This window comes from Brucella tritici (genome assembly GCF_008932295.1).
Taxonomy (GTDB): domain Bacteria; phylum Pseudomonadota; class Alphaproteobacteria; order Rhizobiales; family Rhizobiaceae; genus Brucella; species Brucella tritici.
The window spans coordinates 203539-223867 of sequence record NZ_WBWA01000004.1; the positions used below are offsets into that span (position 1 = coordinate 203539).

Sequence of the window (20329 nt, forward strand, 5' to 3'; positions counted from 1 at the left end):
GGGGTGTTCCATAACGCAACATTAATGGGCGGAAAGAATTGTGCGTTGCGATTCAAACGGTTTGAAGATCAGCACATTGCGCCGTCGCATTTTGGCCAAATGCGGTCGACATTCAGGGAACCGATCACGGGTACTGCCGTTTCCTTGAAATGAAAATTCAGAATAATGTCAGTATCCACCCGCCGCAGATAACTCATTTCCTTCGGAAAGGCTGTTAAGGCAGATGCCGGAATTGTCTTCTTCGCTCTCCCAATCAACCTCTACCGAGAATAAACCGCCGATGCCGCAATCTTCGATGGAGCCCAAATCCAGCGAGCCCGATGCATCGGGCCGGATTCCGCCTGAACAACCATCTCCCATCCGGGCCTTGTACAAAACCGAGGAAGAGCTTGGCGCGCTTGCCGCTGCCGTGGCGCGGGGCGAAGACATTCCGCTGCCGGGTTATATTGCCTTCCCGTTCGATCAGCGCCTGTCCGAAAACGGCAAGCTGATCCTGCATGCCTATCGCGCCTCCGATGCCGCATCGCGCGCGGGCGAGACGATAACACCAGCCGCGCAATGGCTGCTCGACAATCACTACCAGATCGACAAGAACGTGCAGCAGGCCCGCCGCGACCTGCCGCGCCGCTTCATCCGCCAGTTGCCGCTCTACAAGGCGCCGGTTGAAAAATATGAGGGCATGCCGCGCATTTTCGCGCTGGCCTGGCTTTATGTCGCCCATACGGACAGCAATTTCTCGCTGAAGACACTGACGGCCATCGTCAAGGGTTTCCAGACCGTGGAGCCGCTGAAGATTGGCGAATTGTGGGCGCTGCCATCCGCGGTGCGCTATTTCCTGATCGAGAATGCACGCCGTCTGGCGCTGCGCGTCGACCGCGCGCGCATCATGCGCAATCTGGCCAATACGGCTGCTGACCGCATCGTGGTCGCTGCTGACGGCGCTGAACTGGATTCGGTTCTGGCGCAATATGCCGATGCCGCCCGCGACAGCACTTTCGCGACCCATCTTCTTTATCGCCTGCGTTCCTCTTCGACCGATACCACTGCTGCTGCAAGCTGGCTGGAACGGATTCTGGAGCAGGAAGGCAGCAATCCGGAAGACGCCATCGTCGAGGAACATGCCCGCCAGTCCACTGGCGGCGTCACGATGGGCAACGTCATCCGCAGCCTGAAATCCATCGATGACGTTGACTGGGAAACCTGGTTTGAAACCGTCAACGAGGTCGATGCGATCCTGCGTGACCACAGCGATTTCGAGCTTCTGGATTTCCGGTCCCGCAATGCCTATCGCGTGACCATCGAAAAGCTCGCCCGCTATTCGGACATGAGCGAAATCGACATCACCTGGGCTGCTCTCAAGCTGGCCGAAGATGGTCATCGTGCGGAAAAGGCCGGTCATCCGGAAGCCGAGGGCAAGGGCGCAATCGCCTATTACCTGTCGGGCGAGGGCCGCAAGGAACTTGAAAAAGTTTGCGGCTATCACGCGCCGTTCGGTGTCAAGGCGCTGCGCTTCTATCGCGGTCTTGGTCTCTGGGGCCTGTTCATCCCGACAGCGATCTTCACGATCCTGCTTCTGCTGCTCGTCAATTACTGCATGATCCGCGCCGGTCTTTCGACCGATCTGCGCACGTTGTTCACGCTTCTTGCGATCTTCCCGGCAATGGACGCGTCCTATTCGCTGTTCAATGCGCTGGTGCCTTGGTTCGTCCAGCCGACACGGCTCATCGGTTTTGAATATAAGGAAGGCTTGCCGGAGGAGGCGCGCACGCTGGTCGCGGTGCCGACCTTCATCACCTCGCGTGATTCCATCGATGAGCAGATCCGCAATCTCGAAGTTCATTATCTCACCAATCCGCGTGGCGAAATCTACTTCGCGCTGGTCAGCGACTGGACCGATGCGAAGCAGGAAATCACCCCTGCGGACATGGAAATCTATGAATATGCCCGCGAGAAAATCGCCAAGCTCAATGAGCACTATACCGGCGACGACCAGCCACGCTTTTTCCTCATGCATCGCCGCCGCCTCTTCAACGAGAAGCAGAATTGCTGGATGGGCTGGGAGCGCAAGCGCGGCAAGCTGCATGAACTGAACCTGCTTCTGCGCGGTGATCAGGATACGAGTTTCTTCCCACCGGACGAACGCCTGCCGAAGGAAATCAAATATGTGATGACGCTGGACGCCGACACGCGTTTGACGCCGGAATCCGTCACGCATCTGGCCGGCAAGCTCAGCCATCCGCTGAACCGTCCCGTCATCGACGAAAAGACCGGTAAGGTCGTGCGTGGCTACGGCATTCTTCAGCCGCGCGTCACGCCTTCGCTCACCACCGGTGACGAAGCATCGTTCCTGCAGCGTGTCTTCTCGGTCAATCGCGGTATCGACCCTTATGTCTTCGCCGTCTCCGACACCTATCAGGACCTGCTTGGCGAAGGCACCTTTACCGGCAAGGGACTTTACGACATCGATGCTTTCGAGGCAGCGCTGAAAGGTCGCGTGCCGGAAAACACGCTGCTCAGCCATGACCTTCTCGAAGGCGGCTATGCCCGCGCGGCTCTGGTCAGCGACGTCGAAGTGGTCGAGGATTATCCGACCGGCTACAATGTCGACGTATCGCGTCACCATCGCTGGGCGCGTGGCGACTGGCAGCTTCTGCCCTGGCTGTTTTCGACGAGCCGTGGCGTCAGCCACATCACGCGCTGGAAGATGGTCGACAATCTGCGCCGCTCGCTCAATCCGATCCTGTGGCTGATCGCAGCCGTCGTCGGCTGGAGCGTGCTGCCCATCGGGCCTGCTGCCGTCTGGCAGGGCTTCCTCATTCTCTCCATGTTCGTTGCGCCGACATTCGGCATTGTCACCAATCTTATTCCATCGAACATGGACTATTCGCTGAAAGGCCATGCGCAGTCGGTGCTGACCGACATAGCGCTCGGCACGGCTGATGTGGCGCTGCGCACCACCTTCATCGCGCATTCGGCGTTCCTGATGGCGGATGCCATTGCGCGCACCGTTTATCGTCTGTTCGTTTCGCATCGCAATCTTCTGGAATGGCGCACGGCAGCGCAGGCGAGAACCTCGCCCGATACGCTGCTTTACTATTTCCAGCTCATGTGGCCCGCCATAGCGATTGCGGGTCTGGCGATCTTCTTCCCGCTTGCTGCCCAAAGTCATGCGGCAATGATCGCAGCGCCGTTTGCCGTCATCTGGTTTGCCTCGCCGCTGATTGCATGGCTGGTCAGCCGTTCGGCGAAGCCGCAGGACACGCTGGAGGTGCTTTCTTCTGACAAGTCGGACCTGCGCCGCTATGCACGCCGGACCTGGCGTTACTTCGCCGAGTTCGCAAACGACGAAAACCATCATCTGCCGCCAGATAACTTCCAGGAAGACCCGGCGCCGATTGTCGCGCAGCGCACGTCGCCGACCAATATCGGTGTCTATCTCCTGTCCGTCGTCGCCGCGCGCGATTTCGGCTGGATCGGCTTCGGCGAAACGCTGGATCGCGTTCAGGCCACTGTCGATACGCTTGAGAAGATGGAGAAGTATCAGGGCCATCTCTACAACTGGTACGAGACCAATACGCTGACGCCGATGCGCCCGCTTTATGTCTCGGCAGTCGATAGCGGCAATCTTGCCGGTCATCTGGTCACGCTGTCGTCTGCGCTGGAAGAATGGGCGGAAGCACCGTCCGTCTACATGCAGGGCGATCTTGATGGCATTCTTGATGTCAACGACATCCTTGAAGAGACCATCGCCAAAATCCCGGATGACCGCCGGATTCTGCGTCCGCTGCGCCGCCGTCTGGAAGAGCGGATTGCCAATTTCCGCCGAGCCGTACTGTCCATCAAGGACGAGCCGGAAACGGCATCCTTCCGCACCATCAACCTGTCGCTGTTCGCAACCGACATCGTTCGCCTGATGGACGAACTCGATGGTGAAATCGAAACACCGGCAAGCGCTGAAGCCGTGGAATGGGCGCGCATTCTCGTCGATACCTGCAAGGCACATACCGAGGATTCCATCGGCGAGCATGACACGGATGCGCTGCGTGAGCGTCTGCGCGATCTTGCCACCCGCTCGCGCCAGCTCGCATTCGACATGCAGTTCGGCTTCCTTGAACGGAAAGAACGCCGCCTTCTCTCCATCGGTTTCCGCGTGCAGGAAAACGAACTGGACGAAAGCTGCTACGATCTTCTGGCGTCCGAAGCGCGTCTGGCAAGCCTGTTCGCCATCGCCAAGGGTGACGTACCGGTCGAACATTGGTTCAAGCTTGGCCGTCTTCTGGTGCCGGTAGGCTGGAAGGGCGCTCTGCTCTCCTGGTCCGGCTCGATGTTCGAATATCTGATGCCGCCGCTGGTCATGTCCGAGCCGCTCGGTTCGCTTCTCGACCAGACCAACAAGCTCGTGGTGCAGCGCCAGATCGACTATGCGACCTCGCGCGGCCTGCCATGGGGGATTTCGGAAGCGGCGTTCAATGCGCGCGACGCGCATATGAACTACCAGTATTCCAACTTCGGTGTGCCCAATCTGGGCCTCCAGCGCGGCCTGTCGCGCAATGCGGTTATCGCACCCTATGCGAGCCTGCTTGCCGCGCAGTATCAGCCTGCCGCCGCTGTCGCAAACCTGAAGCGCCTCGCCAAGCTTGGTGCTCTTGGGCGCTATGGCTTCCACGATTCGGTGGACTTCACGCCGTCGCGTGTTCGCGAAGGCGAGCTTTGCGCTGTGGTGAAGAACTACTACGCCCACCACCACGGCATGGCGATCATCGCGGTCAACAACGTGATCTTTGAAGGCCGGATGCGGGAGCGCTTCCACTCCGATCCGGTGATCGAGGCTGCCGAACTGCTCCTGCAGGAAAAGGCGCCACGCGAAATCCCGATGATCTACGCCAAGACGGAAAATCCGATGCGCGTGGATTCCGGCGGCTTCGACGATGCGCCGATGCGGATTGTCGACAAGCCGTTCAAGGCGCCGCGTACCACGCATATGATGTCGAACGGACAATATGCGCTGATGGTGACGGCAAACGGCTCGGGCTACAGCCGCTGGCACAATTGGGACATTACCCGCTTCCACGCCGATGCGTCGGAAGACCTTCAGGGCACGTTCCTGTTCCTGCGCGACATGGAAAGCGGATACTGGTGGTCGGCGACCGGCGAGCCGGTCCGCAACCCCGAAGAGGAAACCAAGACGGTCTTCACCGAAGACAAGGCGGAATTCTACAAGACCGCCGGTGACATCAAAACCGTCATGGAAGTGATCGTGTCGTCGGAATCGGACGGCGAAGGCCGCAGGCTCGACATCATCAACACATCTGCCCGTGATCGCATGATCGAGGTCACCTCCTATGCGGAACTGGTGCTGACCGACAGCGACAGCGATGCCGCCCATCCGGCCTTTGCCAAGATGTTCGTGGAAACCGAAATCTCCGATAACGGTTCGACCATCTATGCCAAGCGCCGTAAGCGCGCGCCATCCGATCCGGATATCCATGTCGCGCATTTCGTGACCGATCTTTCCGGCTCGATCCGCGAAACGGAAGTCGAAACTGACCGCCGTGCCTTTGTCGGGCGTGGTCGCAGCTTGCGCGATGCGGCTGCCTTCGATCAGGGTGCCAAGTTTACCGGCAGCCAGGGTTGCGTACTCGACCCGATCGCTTCGGTGCGCACGCGGGTCCGCGTTCCGGCGCATAAAAAGGTGAGCCTCGTTTTCTGGACTTTCGCAGGCGGCAGCCGCGATGCGGTGGAACATGCCGTGGCGCTTCATCGCCATCCGGAAACCTTCGCCCGCGAATATTCCCTGTCATGGACCAGTTCGCAGGTGCAGCTCTACCATATCGGCATCAAACCTGCCGAAGCTGCCGATTACCAGAAGGTGGCCGCCTATCTGCTCTATCCGGAGCGGACATTGCGCCAGCCACCGGAGACTATCGCCAGCGGCCTCGGCAAGCAGTCCGACCTGTGGCCGATGTCGATTTCCGGCGATTATCCGATCTTCGCGCTGCGCATCGACAACGAAGCCGACCTCGACGTGTTGCGCGGTGTGCTGCGCGCGCAGGAATACTGGCGCTCGAAGGGCCTCACTGTCGATGTCGTTGCGGTTAACGAGCGCGCCTTCTCCTATGCGCAGGATACACAGCGCGCCATCGACTGGATCGTGGAAGGTTTCCGCGCCCGTGGCGGCGGTCAGCCGCACATCTTCGCGGTGCGCCGCGACCAGATGAGCGACGAAAGCTACAACACGCTGCTCGCCTCGGCGCGCATCGTCATGCATGCACAGAATGGCTCGCTGGCCGAGCAACTCCGTCGCAGCGAGGAAATCACCGTCGATCTGGCCGCGCGCGACGCCAAGACCGCCATTGGCGGTCAGGCTTCGGCGCAGATGTCCGCTCAGGGGCTCGGCGCTGCGGGTCTTGCGCCTGTCGCCATCGAACGCGGGACGGAAGAACGCCGTCCTGTGGTCAAGCCTGTGGTGAACCGTCCTGCGCCGTCCGGTGACGATCTTCGATTCTGGAACGGCTATGGCGGCTTTGCCGAGGATGGCTCCTATGTGGTGCGCATCAACAATCGCACCAACACGCCGCATCCCTGGATCAATGTGATCGCCAATCCGAATTTCGGGTTCCATGTCTCGGCGGAAGGTTCGGCCTTCACCTGGGCAGGCAACAGCCGCGATTATCAGCTCACCCCATGGGCGAACGATCCGGTCACGAACCGTCCGGGCGAGGCGATCTATATCCTCGACCGTGAAACAGGCCGCACCTTTGCGCCGACGGCAAGCGTGCTGCGCGATGAGGCGGTGACCTATGAAGCGCGTCATAGCCACGGCTATTCGAGCTTCGGGGCACAGCATGGCGAGCTGGCACTTGATCTCACCCACATCGTGGATGCGGACAAGCCGGTGCGTCTGTCGCGCCTGACCGTCACCAATAACGGGCGCTCCAAGCGCAAGCTGCGCGTCTATGGCTACGTGGAATGGGTACTGGGCAATGCCCGCTCCAAGAACGTGCCTTTCATCGTACCTTCGCAGGACGAGGAACTGGGCGCGCTCTTTGCCGGCAATCCGTATCATCCGGACAAGTCCGGGCAGATCGCCTTCTTTGCTGCAACCGAAAAGCCGCAATCCGTCACTGCCGACCGCAGCGAATTCATCGGCACCACCGGTTCGGTGGATAAACCGGAAGTCGTGCTGGCTGGCAAGGCGCTTTCGGGTACGGTTGAGGCAGGCCGCGACCCCTGTGCCGCGCTTGCCCTCGATATCGAAGTCGGACCGGGTGAAGCGCGCGAGATCGTCTTCCTGCTCGGCAATGCTGCCGATCAGAAACAGGCAAAGGCGCTGATCGCCGAGACCCGCAAGGCCTCCTTCGGCGACAGGCTTGCTGCCGCCAAACAGCAGTGGGAAGGCCTGTTCGATCGCGTTCAGGTGAAGACGCCAGACCCGGCTTTCGACCTTCTGGTCAATGGCTGGCTGCCCTATCAGGCGATCGCCTGCCGCATATGGGCCCGCGCTGCCTTCTATCAGGCAAGTGGCGCTTTCGGCTTCCGCGATCAGTTGCAGGACACGCTGTCGCTGCTTCTGATCGATCCGACGCTTGCCCGCGCGCAGATCCTCAATGCCGCGTCGCGCCAGTTCCCTGAAGGCGATGTTCAGCATTGGTGGTTGCCGGCAACGGGTGCAGGCGTCCGCACGCTTATCTCGGACGATGTCGTCTGGCTTGGCTATGGTGCCTCACTTTATGTCGAGACGACGGGCGACCGCTCGATTCTCGATGAAAAGCTGCCGTTCCTCGAAGGGCGCAAGCTGGAGGACGGCGAACATGATGCCTTCTATCAGCCGGAAATCTCCGAGAAGACGGCAAGCCTTTATGAGCATTGCGCCCTGGCGCTCGACCTTGCGGTGGAACGCACCGGCAAGCACGGCCTGCCGCTGATCCTTGGCGGCGACTGGAACGACGGCATGAACCTCGTCGGCGTGAAGGGAGAGGGCGAGAGCGTGTGGCTCGGCTGGTTCCTCGCCTATACGCTCGGCAAGTTCATCCCGATTGCCGAAGCACGCAAGGACAAGAAGCGCGTCGATATCTGGAAAGCGCATCTGGAAAGTCTGACCGAAGCCCTCGACCGCGATGGTTGGGATGGCCAGTGGTATCGCCGTGGTTTCTACGACAATGGCGCGCCGCTTGGCTCGAAGGACAGCGATGAATGCCAGATTGATGCCATCGCGCAATCGTGGAGCGTGCTGTCCGGTGTTGCCGATCCGAAGCATGCCGAACAGGCGATGGCGTCGCTTGAAAAATACCTGCTGGATGATGAAGGCGAATTGCTGCGTCTCTTCACGCCGCCTTTCGACAGGACCATTCAGGAGCCGGGCTATATCAAGGGCTATCCGCCGGGCGTTCGTGAAAATGGCGGCCAATACACGCACGGCGCGACCTGGGCCATCATGGCGCTCGCCCGCATGGGCAAGACGGCTGAAGCATGGCGTCTGTTCTCGCTCATCAGCCCGGTCAGCCATGGCCGCAACCCGGATATCTACCGCGTCGAACCTTATGTGATCGCAGCCGACATCTATTCCGTCGAGCCGCGTCGCGGACAGGGCGGCTGGACCTGGTACACCGGCTCCGCTGGCTGGTTCTACCGCGTTGCGACGGAGGGTATCCTCGGCGTCACAAAACGCGGCGACCGCCTCCATCTCGATCCGGCCTTGCCGCCGGAATGGGACGGCTATGAAGCGGAACTTCGCTTCGGCGAAGCGCTCTACCGTGTGAAGGTCGTGGCCGGTGCTAAAGACAAGGTGGTCAAGCTCAACGGTCGCAAGGTCGGCAAGCCGGAAGAAGGCGTGCCGATCAAGTCGGACGGCGAACATGAAATCGTCGTAGAGCTTCCCAAACAGAAGTGAACCGATTAAAAAGGCGGGTGAAAACCCGCCTTTTGCACGACTCGGCGAAGTAAAGCCGGATGTTTGTGCTATCGGAAACATGCTTTTTCTGGAGGCCGTCATGGCCAAGACTGATATTGCGCGCCGCGTCTACAATCACGCATGGAAGCTCGATCCCATCGTCCGCAGCCTTCTGGATACGGACTTCTACAAGCTTCTGATGCTGCAGATGATATGGGGTCTTTACCCCAAGGTGGATGCAACCTTCTCGCTCATCAATCGCACAACCTCCGTGCGCCTTGCCGATGAGATCGACGAGGGCGAATTGCGTGCGCAGCTCGACCATGCCCGCACGCTGCGTTTTTCCAAGAAGGAAATGATCTGGCTGGCGGGTAACAGTTTCTATGGCCGCAAGCAGATTTTCCAGCCCGAGTTCCTGAACTGGCTGCACGATTTCCAGCTTCCGGAATATGATCTGCGCCGCAAGGACGGCCAGTACGAGCTGCATTTCCATGGACCGTGGTCGCACACGACCATGTGGGAAATTCCCGCACTTGCCATCATCAACGAGCTGCGTTCGCGCGCGGCGATGAAGAACCTCGGACCGTTTTCGCTCGACGTGCTTTATGCGCGCGCCAAGGCGAAGATGTGGAGCAAGGTTGAACGCCTGCGCCAGCTTCCCGGCCTGAAGATTTCCGACTTCGGCACGCGCCGACGCCATTCCTTCCTGTGGCAGCGCTGGTGCGTCGAAGCGCTGAAGGAAGGCATCGGCGATGCCTTTACCGGCACCAGCAATGTGCTTCTGGCCATGGATACCGATCTTGAAGCGCTTGGCACCAATGCGCATGAATTGCCGATGGTGCTGGCAGCACTCGCCAAGAATGACGAGGAACTGCGCTCAGCCCCTTATCGCGTGCTGCAGGACTGGAACCGTTACTATGGCGGCAATCTTCTGATTGTTCTGCCCGATGCTTTCGGCACGGCTGCCTTCCTGCGCAACGCGCCGGACTGGGTTGCCGACTGGACCGGCTTCCGCCCCGACAGCGCCCCGCCCATCGAAGGCGGCGAGCGCATCATCGAATGGTGGAAGTCACGCGGCAAGGACCCGCGTGAAAAGCTGCTGATCTTTTCCGACGCGCTTGACGTGGACACGATCGAGGAGACTTACCGTCACTTCGAAGGGCGTGTGCGCATGAGCTTCGGCTGGGGCACCAATCTCACCAATGATTTTGCAGGCTGCGCCCCGAAGGAAATCGAAGGGCTGAATGCGATTTCGCTCGTCTGCAAGGTGACCGATGCCAACGGCCATCCGGCGGTCAAGCTTTCCGACAATCCGCAAAAGGCGACCGGCGACCCCAAGGAAGTGGCGCGCTATCTCAAGTTCTTCGGAAATGACGAGCGGGTAGAGCAGCTCGTCCGCGTGTGACGAGCTGCAACGAGCGATTAAAGCGCGTTTCGATCTGACTGGATCAGATCGGCGCCCTAATCTTTGGTTTTGACGCACATCTTTTCTGATCGAAGCAGGATCAGAAATCAGTCCAGTGGACTGATTTCCCTGCGTAGGCGTTTCACACTTTTCGGGATGCGCTCTATTCCATCAACCGTGCGGTGCCGGAAACGCGGATAGAGCCGCCACGCTCATTGCCGATCTGGGCTCGTAAGTGTGATGGGCTGCCCATATCCTCACCCTGAAAGACTTCGATCTCGCCGCCATGCGGCCAGCCGCTATCACGCAGATAGGCGGCAAAGGCCGCTGTGGCCGCACCAGTCGCCGGGTCTTCATAAACCCCGCCGGATGCAAACGGGTTGCGGCTGTGGAAGCGCTTCGGCGTTTCCGAATAGATGAGCAGGATCGTCGTCCAGCCCTGACGCTTCATCAGGATGCGTCCGCGCGCCATGTCATAATGCATTGAAGCCAGCTTTTCGCGTGAACGAAGCGGAAGCACGATATGGTCCGCCCCGGCATGGATCAGGGCCGGTGCCAGACCGGGTGCCAGATCGTCCTTTTCGAAACTGAACAGTGCCAGAGCCTGTTCCACTTCGGCATCGTTGGCTGCGCGCTGGCGCGTCGGCGGCGATTGCAGGCTGGCTGCAAACAGCTCGCCTTCCTTGCGGCCTTCGACGCTGATGTCACTATTATTAAGCTTGAGTGTGAAACTCCCATCGCCCATGCGCATGGCTAACGCGGCGCCAAGAGCAATAGTGGCATGGCCGCAGAACGGCACTTCCATTTCCGGCGCAAAATAGCGAACGCGCCAGCTATCGCCCTCCGGCGCAGCAAAGGCGGTTTCGGAAAAGCCCACATCCTTTGCGATTTTCTGCATATCCTGCGGGGAGGGGAGGCGATCAGCGATCAACACTCCAGCGGGATTGCCGCCCTGATTGCCTTGCGAAAAGGCAGCAATGCGCAACACGTCCATGGTTTCTCCTCGCCAGTCTGATTCGTGTCCCGCCCACCCCTATAAAAGGCGTGAAATGTGGCTGGTCAAGCAGTCTGTCGGCTAGCGGAAACTATCAACAGCATAGGTCGTTCCATCTCCTCCGACAGTGCTGGCCATGCCGCGATCTGCTCTGGCGACGGATACCATTCCTCCAGCCGGCTGATGGCAAATCCGGCCTCAATCAGCGCATTGACGGAGGTGCTGAGGCGGCGGTGATATTTAATGACACCCTCTGCCAGCCAATCGGTTCGCCTTTCACCTTCCGCGGCATAATGATCGACCGGCCAGCGCTTCTGGCCGTTGCCTTCCTCGATCCATCCCGGCGTAAGCGGCGCCATGAAGATCGGATGCTCAATCGTGAAAACAATGCGACCTTCTGGCCGCAAAGCCGCATGGATCGCTTTCAAAAGACGCGGGAAGTCGCGGATATAGTGAAAAGCCAGGGAGCTGTAGACGAGATCGAAGCTTGCTTCTGGCAGTTCCAGCCCTTCCATATCCGCCTGAATATAGCGAACGGCATCGTCCGGCGTGTCGCGGCGCGCGCGTTCGAGCATGTTTTCTGAAAGGTCGTAGCCGATGACGGATGCAGCACCCTGTTCGCGGGCATAGCGGCAAAACCAGCCGAAACCGCAACCGAGATCGGCAACATCACGGCCGGTCAGATCGGGCACAAGTGAACGGACAAGTGGCCATTCAGGCGCGCCTTCCAGCCCATGCACGGAACGCGGCAATTGGCTGTAAGCGGCGAAGAAGTCTTCGCGATCATAAATATTCTGGGCCATGGTCTATCGTTCGGTCAGTGCGAGTTTTGCCCCGAGCGCGACGAAGGCGGCAGCAAAGCTGCGGCGCATCCATGCAAGCACAGCGGGGCGCGAGATGATCTGGTTACGGACGGCGGCTGCGAATACACCGTAGAACGCAAACACCACGAATGTCATGGCCATGAAAACGAGAGACAGTTCCACCATGCGGGCAACCGTCCCGCCCTGTTGCGTATTTACGAATTGCGGCAGGAAGGCAAAGAAGAATATCGACAGTTTGGGGTTCAGCAGATTGACCAGAATTGCCGACCAGATGACCTCACGGTCCGAACGCGGTGCGTCATCGGTTTCGATCTTCAATGTGCCATGCTCCCTGAGCGTCATCCACGCCATATAGAGCAGATAGGCGACGCCTGCATATTTGATGATCTCGAAGGCGAGTGCGCTGGCATGGAGCAAGGCCGCCAGCCCTGTCACGGCAGCCAGCATATGCGGCACGATGCCGAGTGTGCAGCCGAGCGCGGCGATGATCGAGGCCCGTGCACCACGAGACAGTCCTGCCGCAAGCGTTACCAGCACGCCAGTGCCGGGGGAGGCGACAATGATGAAGGATGTCAGCAGAAATTCGATGCTCATGATGCTCTGGACTCCTGTTCGGACCTTGTCGGAAAAGGCCGACACAGACCGGACGCATCATGTTACGGCTTTGCCGTGCGTCAATCCTTCATCTCATGCGCCCATGGCGGGTTTGCACCTGCGCGCGAGACAGTCACCGCAGCAGCCCGGACCCCGAGCGCAACAGCGGAATGGATCTGGTCTTCGGTCAGTTCGGCAAGTGCGTCCTTGTCGAGAAGGCCCTGATTGTGAAGGCTGGCAAGAATGCCCGCATTGACCGTGTCGCCCGCGCCAACAGTGTCGATCACGTCCACTTTCACACCCGGCACGCGCACGGTTGCCTTGGCCGTATAGGCGTCGGCGCCATGCGCGCCCTTGGTGATGACCACCAGTTTCGGTCCAAGCTTCAGCCATTCGGCGGCGATTTCGTCGTGGCTGCCCTTTTCGCCAAACCAGGCGAGATCTTCGTCTGAAAGTTTTACGATATCGGCGAGCGCGATCATGCGCTTCATACGCGCCAGATGTTTCTCGCGGTCGGTGATGAAGCTTGCACGGATATTCGGGTCGAGGAACATGACTCGCCTTGGTGTCTCGCGCGTCATCAACGCTTCATAGATGCTGCCGCACGGTTCGGAAATCAGGCTGATGCAGCCGAACAGCATGGTATCGATGGCGTCATCGACATAGGGCATATCGCTCTCAGTCAACATGCGGCCTGCGGTGTTTTCATCGTAGAAGGCGTAACGTGCTTGTCCGTCGACCAGACGCACGAAAGCCAGGGTCGTTGGCCGATCCGAGATTGCGGCAAAGGAATAATCGACATTGGATCGCGCCAGATTATCGCGCAGCACTTCCCCAAAAAAATCAGATGAAATGCCCGAGAAGAAACCGGTTGGAACATCAAGACGTCCAAGCGCGATGGCCGTGTTGAAGACGGAGCCACCTGCGAAAGGCTGGAACGCGGTTTCGCCCGCTGCGGTTTCGCGTGGCAGCATGTCGATCAGGGATTCACCGCAGCAAAGGATCATGAAGGCACAACTCAGTTGTTAAATCGATTGAAACAGACATAAGCACAAAAGCGTGGAGAATTTCAATCTCCGCGCTTTGTATGAATGTCAGACGTGCTGGCCGCCATTGATGTGAATTTCCGATCCCGTCACATAGGACGAAGCCTCGGAGCAAAGGAAGTAGATCGTTTCCGCCACTTCCGATGTCTTGCCGAGGCGACGCATCGGAAGCTGTTCCACCAGCTTGTCGGTTCCCGGCGAAAGGATCGCCGTATCGATTTCGCCGGGCGCAATGGCATTGACGCGGATGCCATAAGGCCCAAAGTCGGACGCCATTTCGCGGGTCAGGGCAGCAAGTGCGGCCTTTGAGGTTGCATAGGCTGTTCCGGCAAACGGATGCACGCGGCTACCCGCGATTGAGGTCACGTTGACGACCGAGCCATGTGCAGCTTCCAGTTCCTTGAACAGGCCGCGCGCCAGCATGATCGAGGCCAGGAAATTGACCTGAAACACATCGCGCCAGACTGCCATGGGCGTTTCGATGGAATTCATGCGGCGCCCGCCCTCCGCCTTCGGCGAAATGCCTGCATTGTTGACCAATGCATGAAGCTTGCTGCCATCGGCTTCGAGACGGCGGCGGATTTCGGCGATTGCCTTGCCGACATCTTCCTGATCGGCCAGATCGACCTTGATGTGATCTTCCGGACCTGCGGGCCACGGGCAATTGTCGGAAAAATCCTGTCGCGAGCAGGTTATGACGCGCCACCCGGCACGCGAAAAACGCTTCACCGTCGCATGGCCGATGCCACGGCTGGCACCGGTCAGGACCAGAGTTTTACGTTCGGTATCCACCTTGGGAGTATCGGAACCGGCAACGTCTGTTTTGGTGACTTGGGACATGAAAACCTCGCTCTCCAATCTTGAATAGACCAAGCCGCTCAAGATTTCGAGGGGAATTAAAGCGCATTCCGAAAAGTGTGAAACGGTTTTCGGAAACGATGCGCTCTGGTGAAACGCGCTTGCGCGAGTTTGCTTTGAAGCTGGTGGTTCACAGGATCACGCGTAAAGGCCGGCGGCGGCGGCCCTTGCTGGCTGGTTCTATTGCGAATTGCCCATGATGATATCGAGCAATGTCGTGGATTTTCCTGACTGCTGCTGCCCGCCGCCCACATCACCGGGCGGCATCGGGCGGTAGTTGTCATTGGAATTAGCCGGGTATGTCGCAGCGCCGGGCTGTTCGGCGAGCGGGCGCCCCGTTTCACTCGACTGCTGGATGCCGTTGCGAGCCGTGGAATCCGGCGCAGGCGGCCAGTAACCGTCATCGCCGTTCCCCGCCATTGGCTGATTGCCATAGGGGTCTTGCGGCATCATGCCGGGATCGTAAGGCGCATTCGGATCGATACCGTCGCTGCCGCCGGGGACAACGTTCTGAATGTCGTAATGGCCGGGCAGTTCGGCGACCGGCACGCCCTTGTGCGCTTCTTTCATGAAGCTTTTCCAGGCAGCAACCGGCAAGGTCGCGCCGAACACGCGCTTCATACCCTTGCCATCATCATTTCCGAACCACACGCCGGTCGTGAGATTGGCCGTATAGCCGACAAACCATGCATCGCGGAAATTCTGGCTGGTGCCGGTCTTGCCTGCGGCGGGCCAGCCGAAGGCAGCTCGCTTTGCCGTCCCGTCTTCCACCGTGCGCCGCAGCATGGCATTCATCATGCCGACATTGCGCTCATCGATGACGCGTGGACCGACGCCGTCTTCCTTCTGGTAAAGTACCTTGCCGTCCGAATCCGTCACCTTGGTGATGAAATAGACGGGCGCGCGATAGCCGCCATTGGCAAACGGCACATAGGCGTCCGTCAGTTCCAGCAGCGTCACTTCCGATGTACCCAGCGCCAGCGAGGCATTGGCTTCAAGTTTCGACTGCACGCCGAGCCGATGCGCGGTATCGATCACGGTTTGCGGACCGACTTCCATCACGAGCTGCGCGGCAACGGAGTTCAGCGAGTGAGAAAGGGCGGTGGCGAGTGTCACCTGTCCCATATATTTGCCGTTGTCGTTACTCGGCGTCCACTTGCCGATGCGGACGGGAGCATCATTGCGCACCGAATCCGGTGTGCGGCCCTGTTCAAGCGCCGTCAGATAAACGAAGGGCTTGAAGGAGGATGCGGGCTGGCGATGGGCATCGGTGACACGGTCGAACTGGCTTGTGGCATAATCCACGCCACCGACCATGGCGCGAACCGCGCCCGTGCTATCTATGGAAACGAGCGCACCCTGGCTGGCATTCATCTTTTTGCCATTCTGGGAAATCTGGTCCTTGATTGCCTCTTCACCGGCGCGCTGCAGGTTGAGATCGATGGTGGTCTGGACGGTGATGTCTTCCTTCGCTTCACCGATCAGTTCGGGGAGTTCCGCCACTACCTTATCAGCGACATAGTTTTCCGAACCTTGCCAATAGGATGGCGCGCGTGTCATCGGTTCGCTTTCGGCGATAGCCATCTGGCTGTCGTCGATCATGCCTTCCTGACGCATCGCGCCCAGCACCAGCTTGGCACGTGCGGCGGCGGCTTCCGGATCGCGGGCAGGCGACAGGCGCGACGGTGCCTTCAGAAGACCGGCAAGGGTTGCCGCCTCCATCAGATTCACATCCTTGGCCGATTTGTTGAAATAGCGTCGCGAGGCAGCATCGACACCGAAGGCGCCGGATCCGAGATAGACCCGGTTCAGATACATCTCCAGAATCTGATCCTTGGTATATTTGTGCTCGAGCCACAGCGCGAGCATGACTTCCTGCACCTTGCGCTCCAGTGTGCGGTCGGGAGAAAGAAACAGATTCTTGGCAAGCTGTTGGGTGAGTGTGGAGCCGCCCTGAACCGCGCGGCCCGAAACCAGATTGGTTACAACAGCGCGGGCAAGACCGATGGGGTCGATGCCAAAATGCGAATAGAAGCGTCGGTCCTCGATGGCGATGACGGCCTTCGGGATAAAGGGCGACATTTCATGCAAGCCCACCGCCTCGCCACCGGTCGTCCCGCGATTGGCGATCAGGTTTCCGTTGACATCGACGATGCGTACATTTGGCGGACGATCCGGAATGGTCCAGTCGGTCGTCGGCGGCATCTTGGCTGCGAAATAGACCAGCATGCCTGCAAAGGCGATGCTGCCCCAGAGACCAAGCACGAGGCACCAGTAGATCGAGCGACGCAGAAAGCCGAAAAAGCCACGCGGCTTCTTCTTGCCGCGTCGCGAGGAGCGCGGTTCCGGTTCGTCGGATTGCTTGCGTCGGCGCTGCTGTGCGCGAGCCATGCGGTCCTCCTCGTCGACGCGAAAAACCTCGTCATCTTTTTTCTCTTCGCCACCGAAGGAAGGTTCGATGCGCCGGTTTTTATCGTCACGCGATGCCATGTCAGCCTGGATCCGCCCACCCGTTTGCCGGTCCTGTCGTGATGCAGACCGGTCATTTTGAATAATGTTTGCGTGCTTTACGGGATTCTGTGCCGCAAAAGCAAATAAGGGCCTAATCCGGTGCAGGGTAAATGCGGCAGTTTAAAGGGACGTAAATCATCCATGCACAAAAAAGGCCCCGCAGGAGCGGAGCCTTTCTCGTCGTTTTAAGCCTGACTGTGCTTAGAACTTGTAAGCGACGCCGAGGCGGATATCGTTGGTCTTGAACGAACCGCGGGTATTGACGTTGCCGAGACCGAAATCCTTGTTGCCGAAATCGGTATAACGATATTCGAGGCGAAGCAGAACATTGTCGGTTGCAGCGTAATCAACGCCGGTGCCGATAGTCCAACCGGTCAGGGTCTTGTTGCTGTCATAGCTGCTGCCGCCGATGTTGAGCGAGTTCTTCACGCCACCGAAGGCAACACCACCGGCAATGTAAGGCATGAAGCGATCAACGGCATAGCCAGCGCGTGCGCGAACGGCACCCGACCACCGCAGTTTCGTTTCAGCCGAGGTCTGAACAGCGCTGCCATTCGAGATATAGTCATGCGACTTCTTCAGGTCGTTATAGTCGAAGTTGCCGTCGACGCCGAGAATGACGTTGTTGCCCATGTCGAAGTTATAACCGGCATAGACGCCGCCGATAAAGCCATTTGGCTTGAATTCGCTGGACTGGCCGTTGTTCTTGTCGTCCAGCTTGGCGCGGCCCCAGCCCCAACCAACTTCACCACCGATGTAAGCACCGCCCCATGAGAAGGCTGGAGCTGCCATCGGAGCAGGTTCCTGCGCAACGATTGCGTCTGCTGCATAAGCACCGGTGCTTGCGATGACTGCGAGCAGGGATGCGCCTAGTAAAATTCTGAACTTCATCGAAAACTCCTATAAAATATGTTCGATATGGATCGGTATATAGTATTGCGACCCGGCAATGTATGTAACATTATGGCAACATAAATTTAGTTTAGGATTCAATTAATTTACTAACTAATCTGTAGAATAGTAAATAAAGACAAAGCTGAATATGTTCTTTCTATATGCTTTAGTGTATAATAAAAATTACCGCAATAAATTTAGGTTCTGATCGACAAAAAAAGGCCCCGCAAAGCGGGGCCCTTTTTCTAGATGTGTGCAACCAGAATTAGAACTTGTATGCGACGCCGAGGCGAACTTCGTTCGTCTTGAAGTCCTGATTGATGTTCAGGCCACCGAAGTCGATGTCCTTGTCGCCATAGTCGGTGTAGCGATATTCAAGGCGAACAATCAGATTGTCGGTCGCGGCATAGTCGACGCCAGCACCTGCGGTCCAGCCGGTAAGCGTCTTGCTTTCGGAGAAGCTGCCAATGCCATCAATGCTACCGCTGTTCTTGATGTTGCCGAAGGCCACACCACCGGCGATGTAAGGCATGAAACGATCAACTGCATAACCGACACGAGCGCGAACCGCACCCGACCAGCGAAGCTTGGTTTCAAAATCGCCGACTGCAAGATCGCCGTTATAAACATCAATGTCCTTGGAGACGTCATTATAGGTCACGTCACCATCGATACCGAGCACAATGCTGTTGCCAAGATCGAAGTTATAGCCAGCATAGATGCCGCCGAGGAAACCATCTGGCTTGACGTTGCCGTAGCTGTAGAGATCGCCATCGAAATTCGACTTGCCCCAGCCGTAGCCGATCTGGCCACCGATGTAGGCACCGTTCCAGGTAAAGGACGGAGCGACCACAACCGGAGCTGGTTCCTGTTCGATGACGGCGTCGGCAGCCTTCGCGCCTGTAGTGGCCACAAGGGCGACAGTCGATGCAAGAAGAAGGGCCTTGAGCTTCATGATAAACCTCCTGAAGGAAAGTCTCAGAACCAATATTTGTCCCTAATATAAGCGATTACTGTCAAAAGTCTGTAGCAAACGGGACACATCAAGAGGAATGTCGACTGGGCGATACACGTTCCCGTGAGTGCCTTGTGAGGCGTCTCGATAGCAGTCCGCGCGATATGGCGCAGGTTCTATAGTATGTCATTCCGCCGTCATTCGCGTTATAGAAAACAGCAGAAGTGGTGGGGAAACGGAAATGCATGACACAAAGAGCGCAACCGGGCGGGTCGACTGGGTCGATATTGCCAAGGGTATCTGCATCATCTTCGTTGTCATGATGCACTCGACGCTCGGCGTGGAGAAGGCAGCCGGGGCGCAAGGCTGGATGCACTATGTAGTCGCCTTCGCCAAGCCTTTTCGCATGCCGGATTTCTTCATGATATCAGGCCTGTTCCTCGGTCTTGTCATTGACCGGCCATGGCGGCGTTATCTCGACCGCAAGGTTGTGCACTTTCTCTATTTCTACATTCTCTGGCTGACGATCCAGTTCGCATTCAAGGCGCCGGGCATTGCCAGCGAAGCCGGAATTTCCGGTGTGCTGAGTGCCTATCTGATGGCTTTCATTGAGCCGTTCGGAACGCTCTGGTTCATCTATCTCCTGCCTGTTTTCTTTATTGCGACGCGGCTTTTGAAGCGCGTGCCGGTCGGCGTGACCTTTGCAGCGCTGGCGGTGCTTGAAATCCTGCCCGTGCACACTGGCTGGGTAATGATTGACGAATTCTGCTCGCGTTTCGTTTATTTCTTCGCCGGCTATGCCTTTGCTCCCGCCGTCTTCCGGGCCGCAGACTGGCTACGCCAGCGCCCGCTCATCGGTGTTGCCGGACTGCTGGTCTGGGGCTTGATCGAATATAAGCTCGTCTTCATGCCCGTGCCGGAAAGCCTTGCCGCGCTGATATCACCCGCAAGCGACCTTCTGGATGGGCGGGGCGCAATCAGCGATCTGCCGGTTGTGTCGCTTTTGTTGGGGCTGGTGGGCGCGCTGGCGATTATTTCCGTTTCGTCGCTTCTCAGCCTGCTGTCAGCCAGAAACTGGCTACACCGAGGCTTGAGCTGGCTCGGTGCGCATTCGATTGTCGTCTATCTGGCTTTCTTCGTGCCGATGGCCATTGCCCGCACTGTGCTGTTGAAACTCGGCATCGGCGATATCGGTACAGTCTCGCTTCTGACGACAGCAAGCGGCGTGATTGGCCCGGTCATTCTTTATGGACTTGTCCAGTGGAGCGGCTATGGGCAGTTTTTGTTCCGCCGTCCCGGCTGGGCCTATATCGATCAGGCGCCGCAAAAGAAAACGGCGGCTGTTGCCGCCGTTTGAT

11 protein-coding genes are annotated in these 20329 nt (G+C 58.5%); 3 read left to right on the forward strand and 8 right to left on the reverse strand.

Features of this window, described 5'->3' with window-relative positions; translation table 11 throughout:
- Positions 1-223 precede the first annotated feature (223 nt).
- Together F9K91_RS06810 and pncB are read left to right on the forward strand one after the other, a co-directional pair.
- Positions 224-8890 carry a GH36-type glycosyl hydrolase domain-containing protein gene (locus F9K91_RS06810; protein WP_151677495.1) on the forward strand — a complete coding sequence of 2889 codons (8667 nt, stop codon included), beginning with the start codon at positions 224-226 and terminating at the stop codon, positions 8888-8890.
- A 100-nt stretch (positions 8891-8990) separates the two neighbouring features.
- Positions 8991-10295: a nicotinate phosphoribosyltransferase gene (pncB, locus tag F9K91_RS06815; protein ID WP_151677496.1), complete on the forward strand. Its 1305-nt coding sequence runs from the start codon at positions 8991-8993 to the stop codon at positions 10293-10295.
- Positions 10296-10458: 163 nt separating this feature from the next.
- On the opposite strand, the gene F9K91_RS06820 is transcribed toward pncB, so the two are convergent.
- The 8 genes from F9K91_RS06820 to F9K91_RS06855 form a co-directional block, all read right to left on the reverse strand.
- Entirely contained in the window at positions 10459-11289 is an 831-nt protein-coding gene (locus F9K91_RS06820; protein WP_151556565.1) for a PhzF family phenazine biosynthesis protein, read from the reverse strand.
- A 65-nt stretch (positions 11290-11354) separates the two neighbouring features.
- A complete protein-coding gene (locus F9K91_RS06825) occupies positions 11355-12092 on the reverse strand; it encodes a class I SAM-dependent methyltransferase (RefSeq protein ID WP_151556564.1) in 738 nt (245 codons plus the stop codon).
- A 3-nt stretch (positions 12093-12095) separates the two neighbouring features.
- Positions 12096-12707 carry a LysE family translocator gene (locus F9K91_RS06830; protein WP_061344802.1) on the reverse strand — a complete coding sequence of 204 codons (612 nt, stop codon included), beginning with the start codon at positions 12705-12707 and terminating at the stop codon, positions 12096-12098.
- 80 nt (positions 12708-12787) lie between these two features.
- Positions 12788-13714: a carbohydrate kinase family protein gene (locus tag F9K91_RS06835; protein ID WP_151677497.1), complete on the reverse strand. Its 927-nt coding sequence runs from the start codon at positions 13712-13714 to the stop codon at positions 12788-12790.
- 87 nt (positions 13715-13801) lie between these two features.
- Entirely contained in the window at positions 13802-14593 is a 792-nt protein-coding gene (locus tag F9K91_RS06840; protein WP_151556562.1) for an SDR family NAD(P)-dependent oxidoreductase, read from the reverse strand.
- A gap of 198 nt (positions 14594-14791) precedes the next feature.
- Positions 14792-17101, reverse strand: coding sequence for a transglycosylase domain-containing protein (locus tag F9K91_RS06845; RefSeq protein WP_151650945.1), 2310 nt, complete (start codon positions 17099-17101; stop codon positions 14792-14794).
- A gap of 222 nt (positions 17102-17323) precedes the next feature.
- On the reverse strand, positions 17324-18013 hold the full coding sequence (locus F9K91_RS06850) for an outer membrane protein (RefSeq protein ID WP_151650946.1): 690 nt from the start codon (positions 18011-18013) through the stop codon (positions 17324-17326).
- Between the two features lie 268 nt (positions 18014-18281).
- Positions 18282-18971: an outer membrane protein gene (locus F9K91_RS06855; protein ID WP_151677498.1), complete on the reverse strand. Its 690-nt coding sequence runs from the start codon at positions 18969-18971 to the stop codon at positions 18282-18284.
- Between the two features lie 241 nt (positions 18972-19212).
- On the opposite strand from F9K91_RS06855, the gene F9K91_RS06860 reads away from it, so the two are divergent.
- Positions 19213-20328, forward strand: a complete 1116-nt coding sequence (locus F9K91_RS06860; protein WP_151677499.1) for an acyltransferase family protein — start codon at positions 19213-19215, stop codon at positions 20326-20328.
- Position 20329 lies beyond the last annotated feature (1 nt).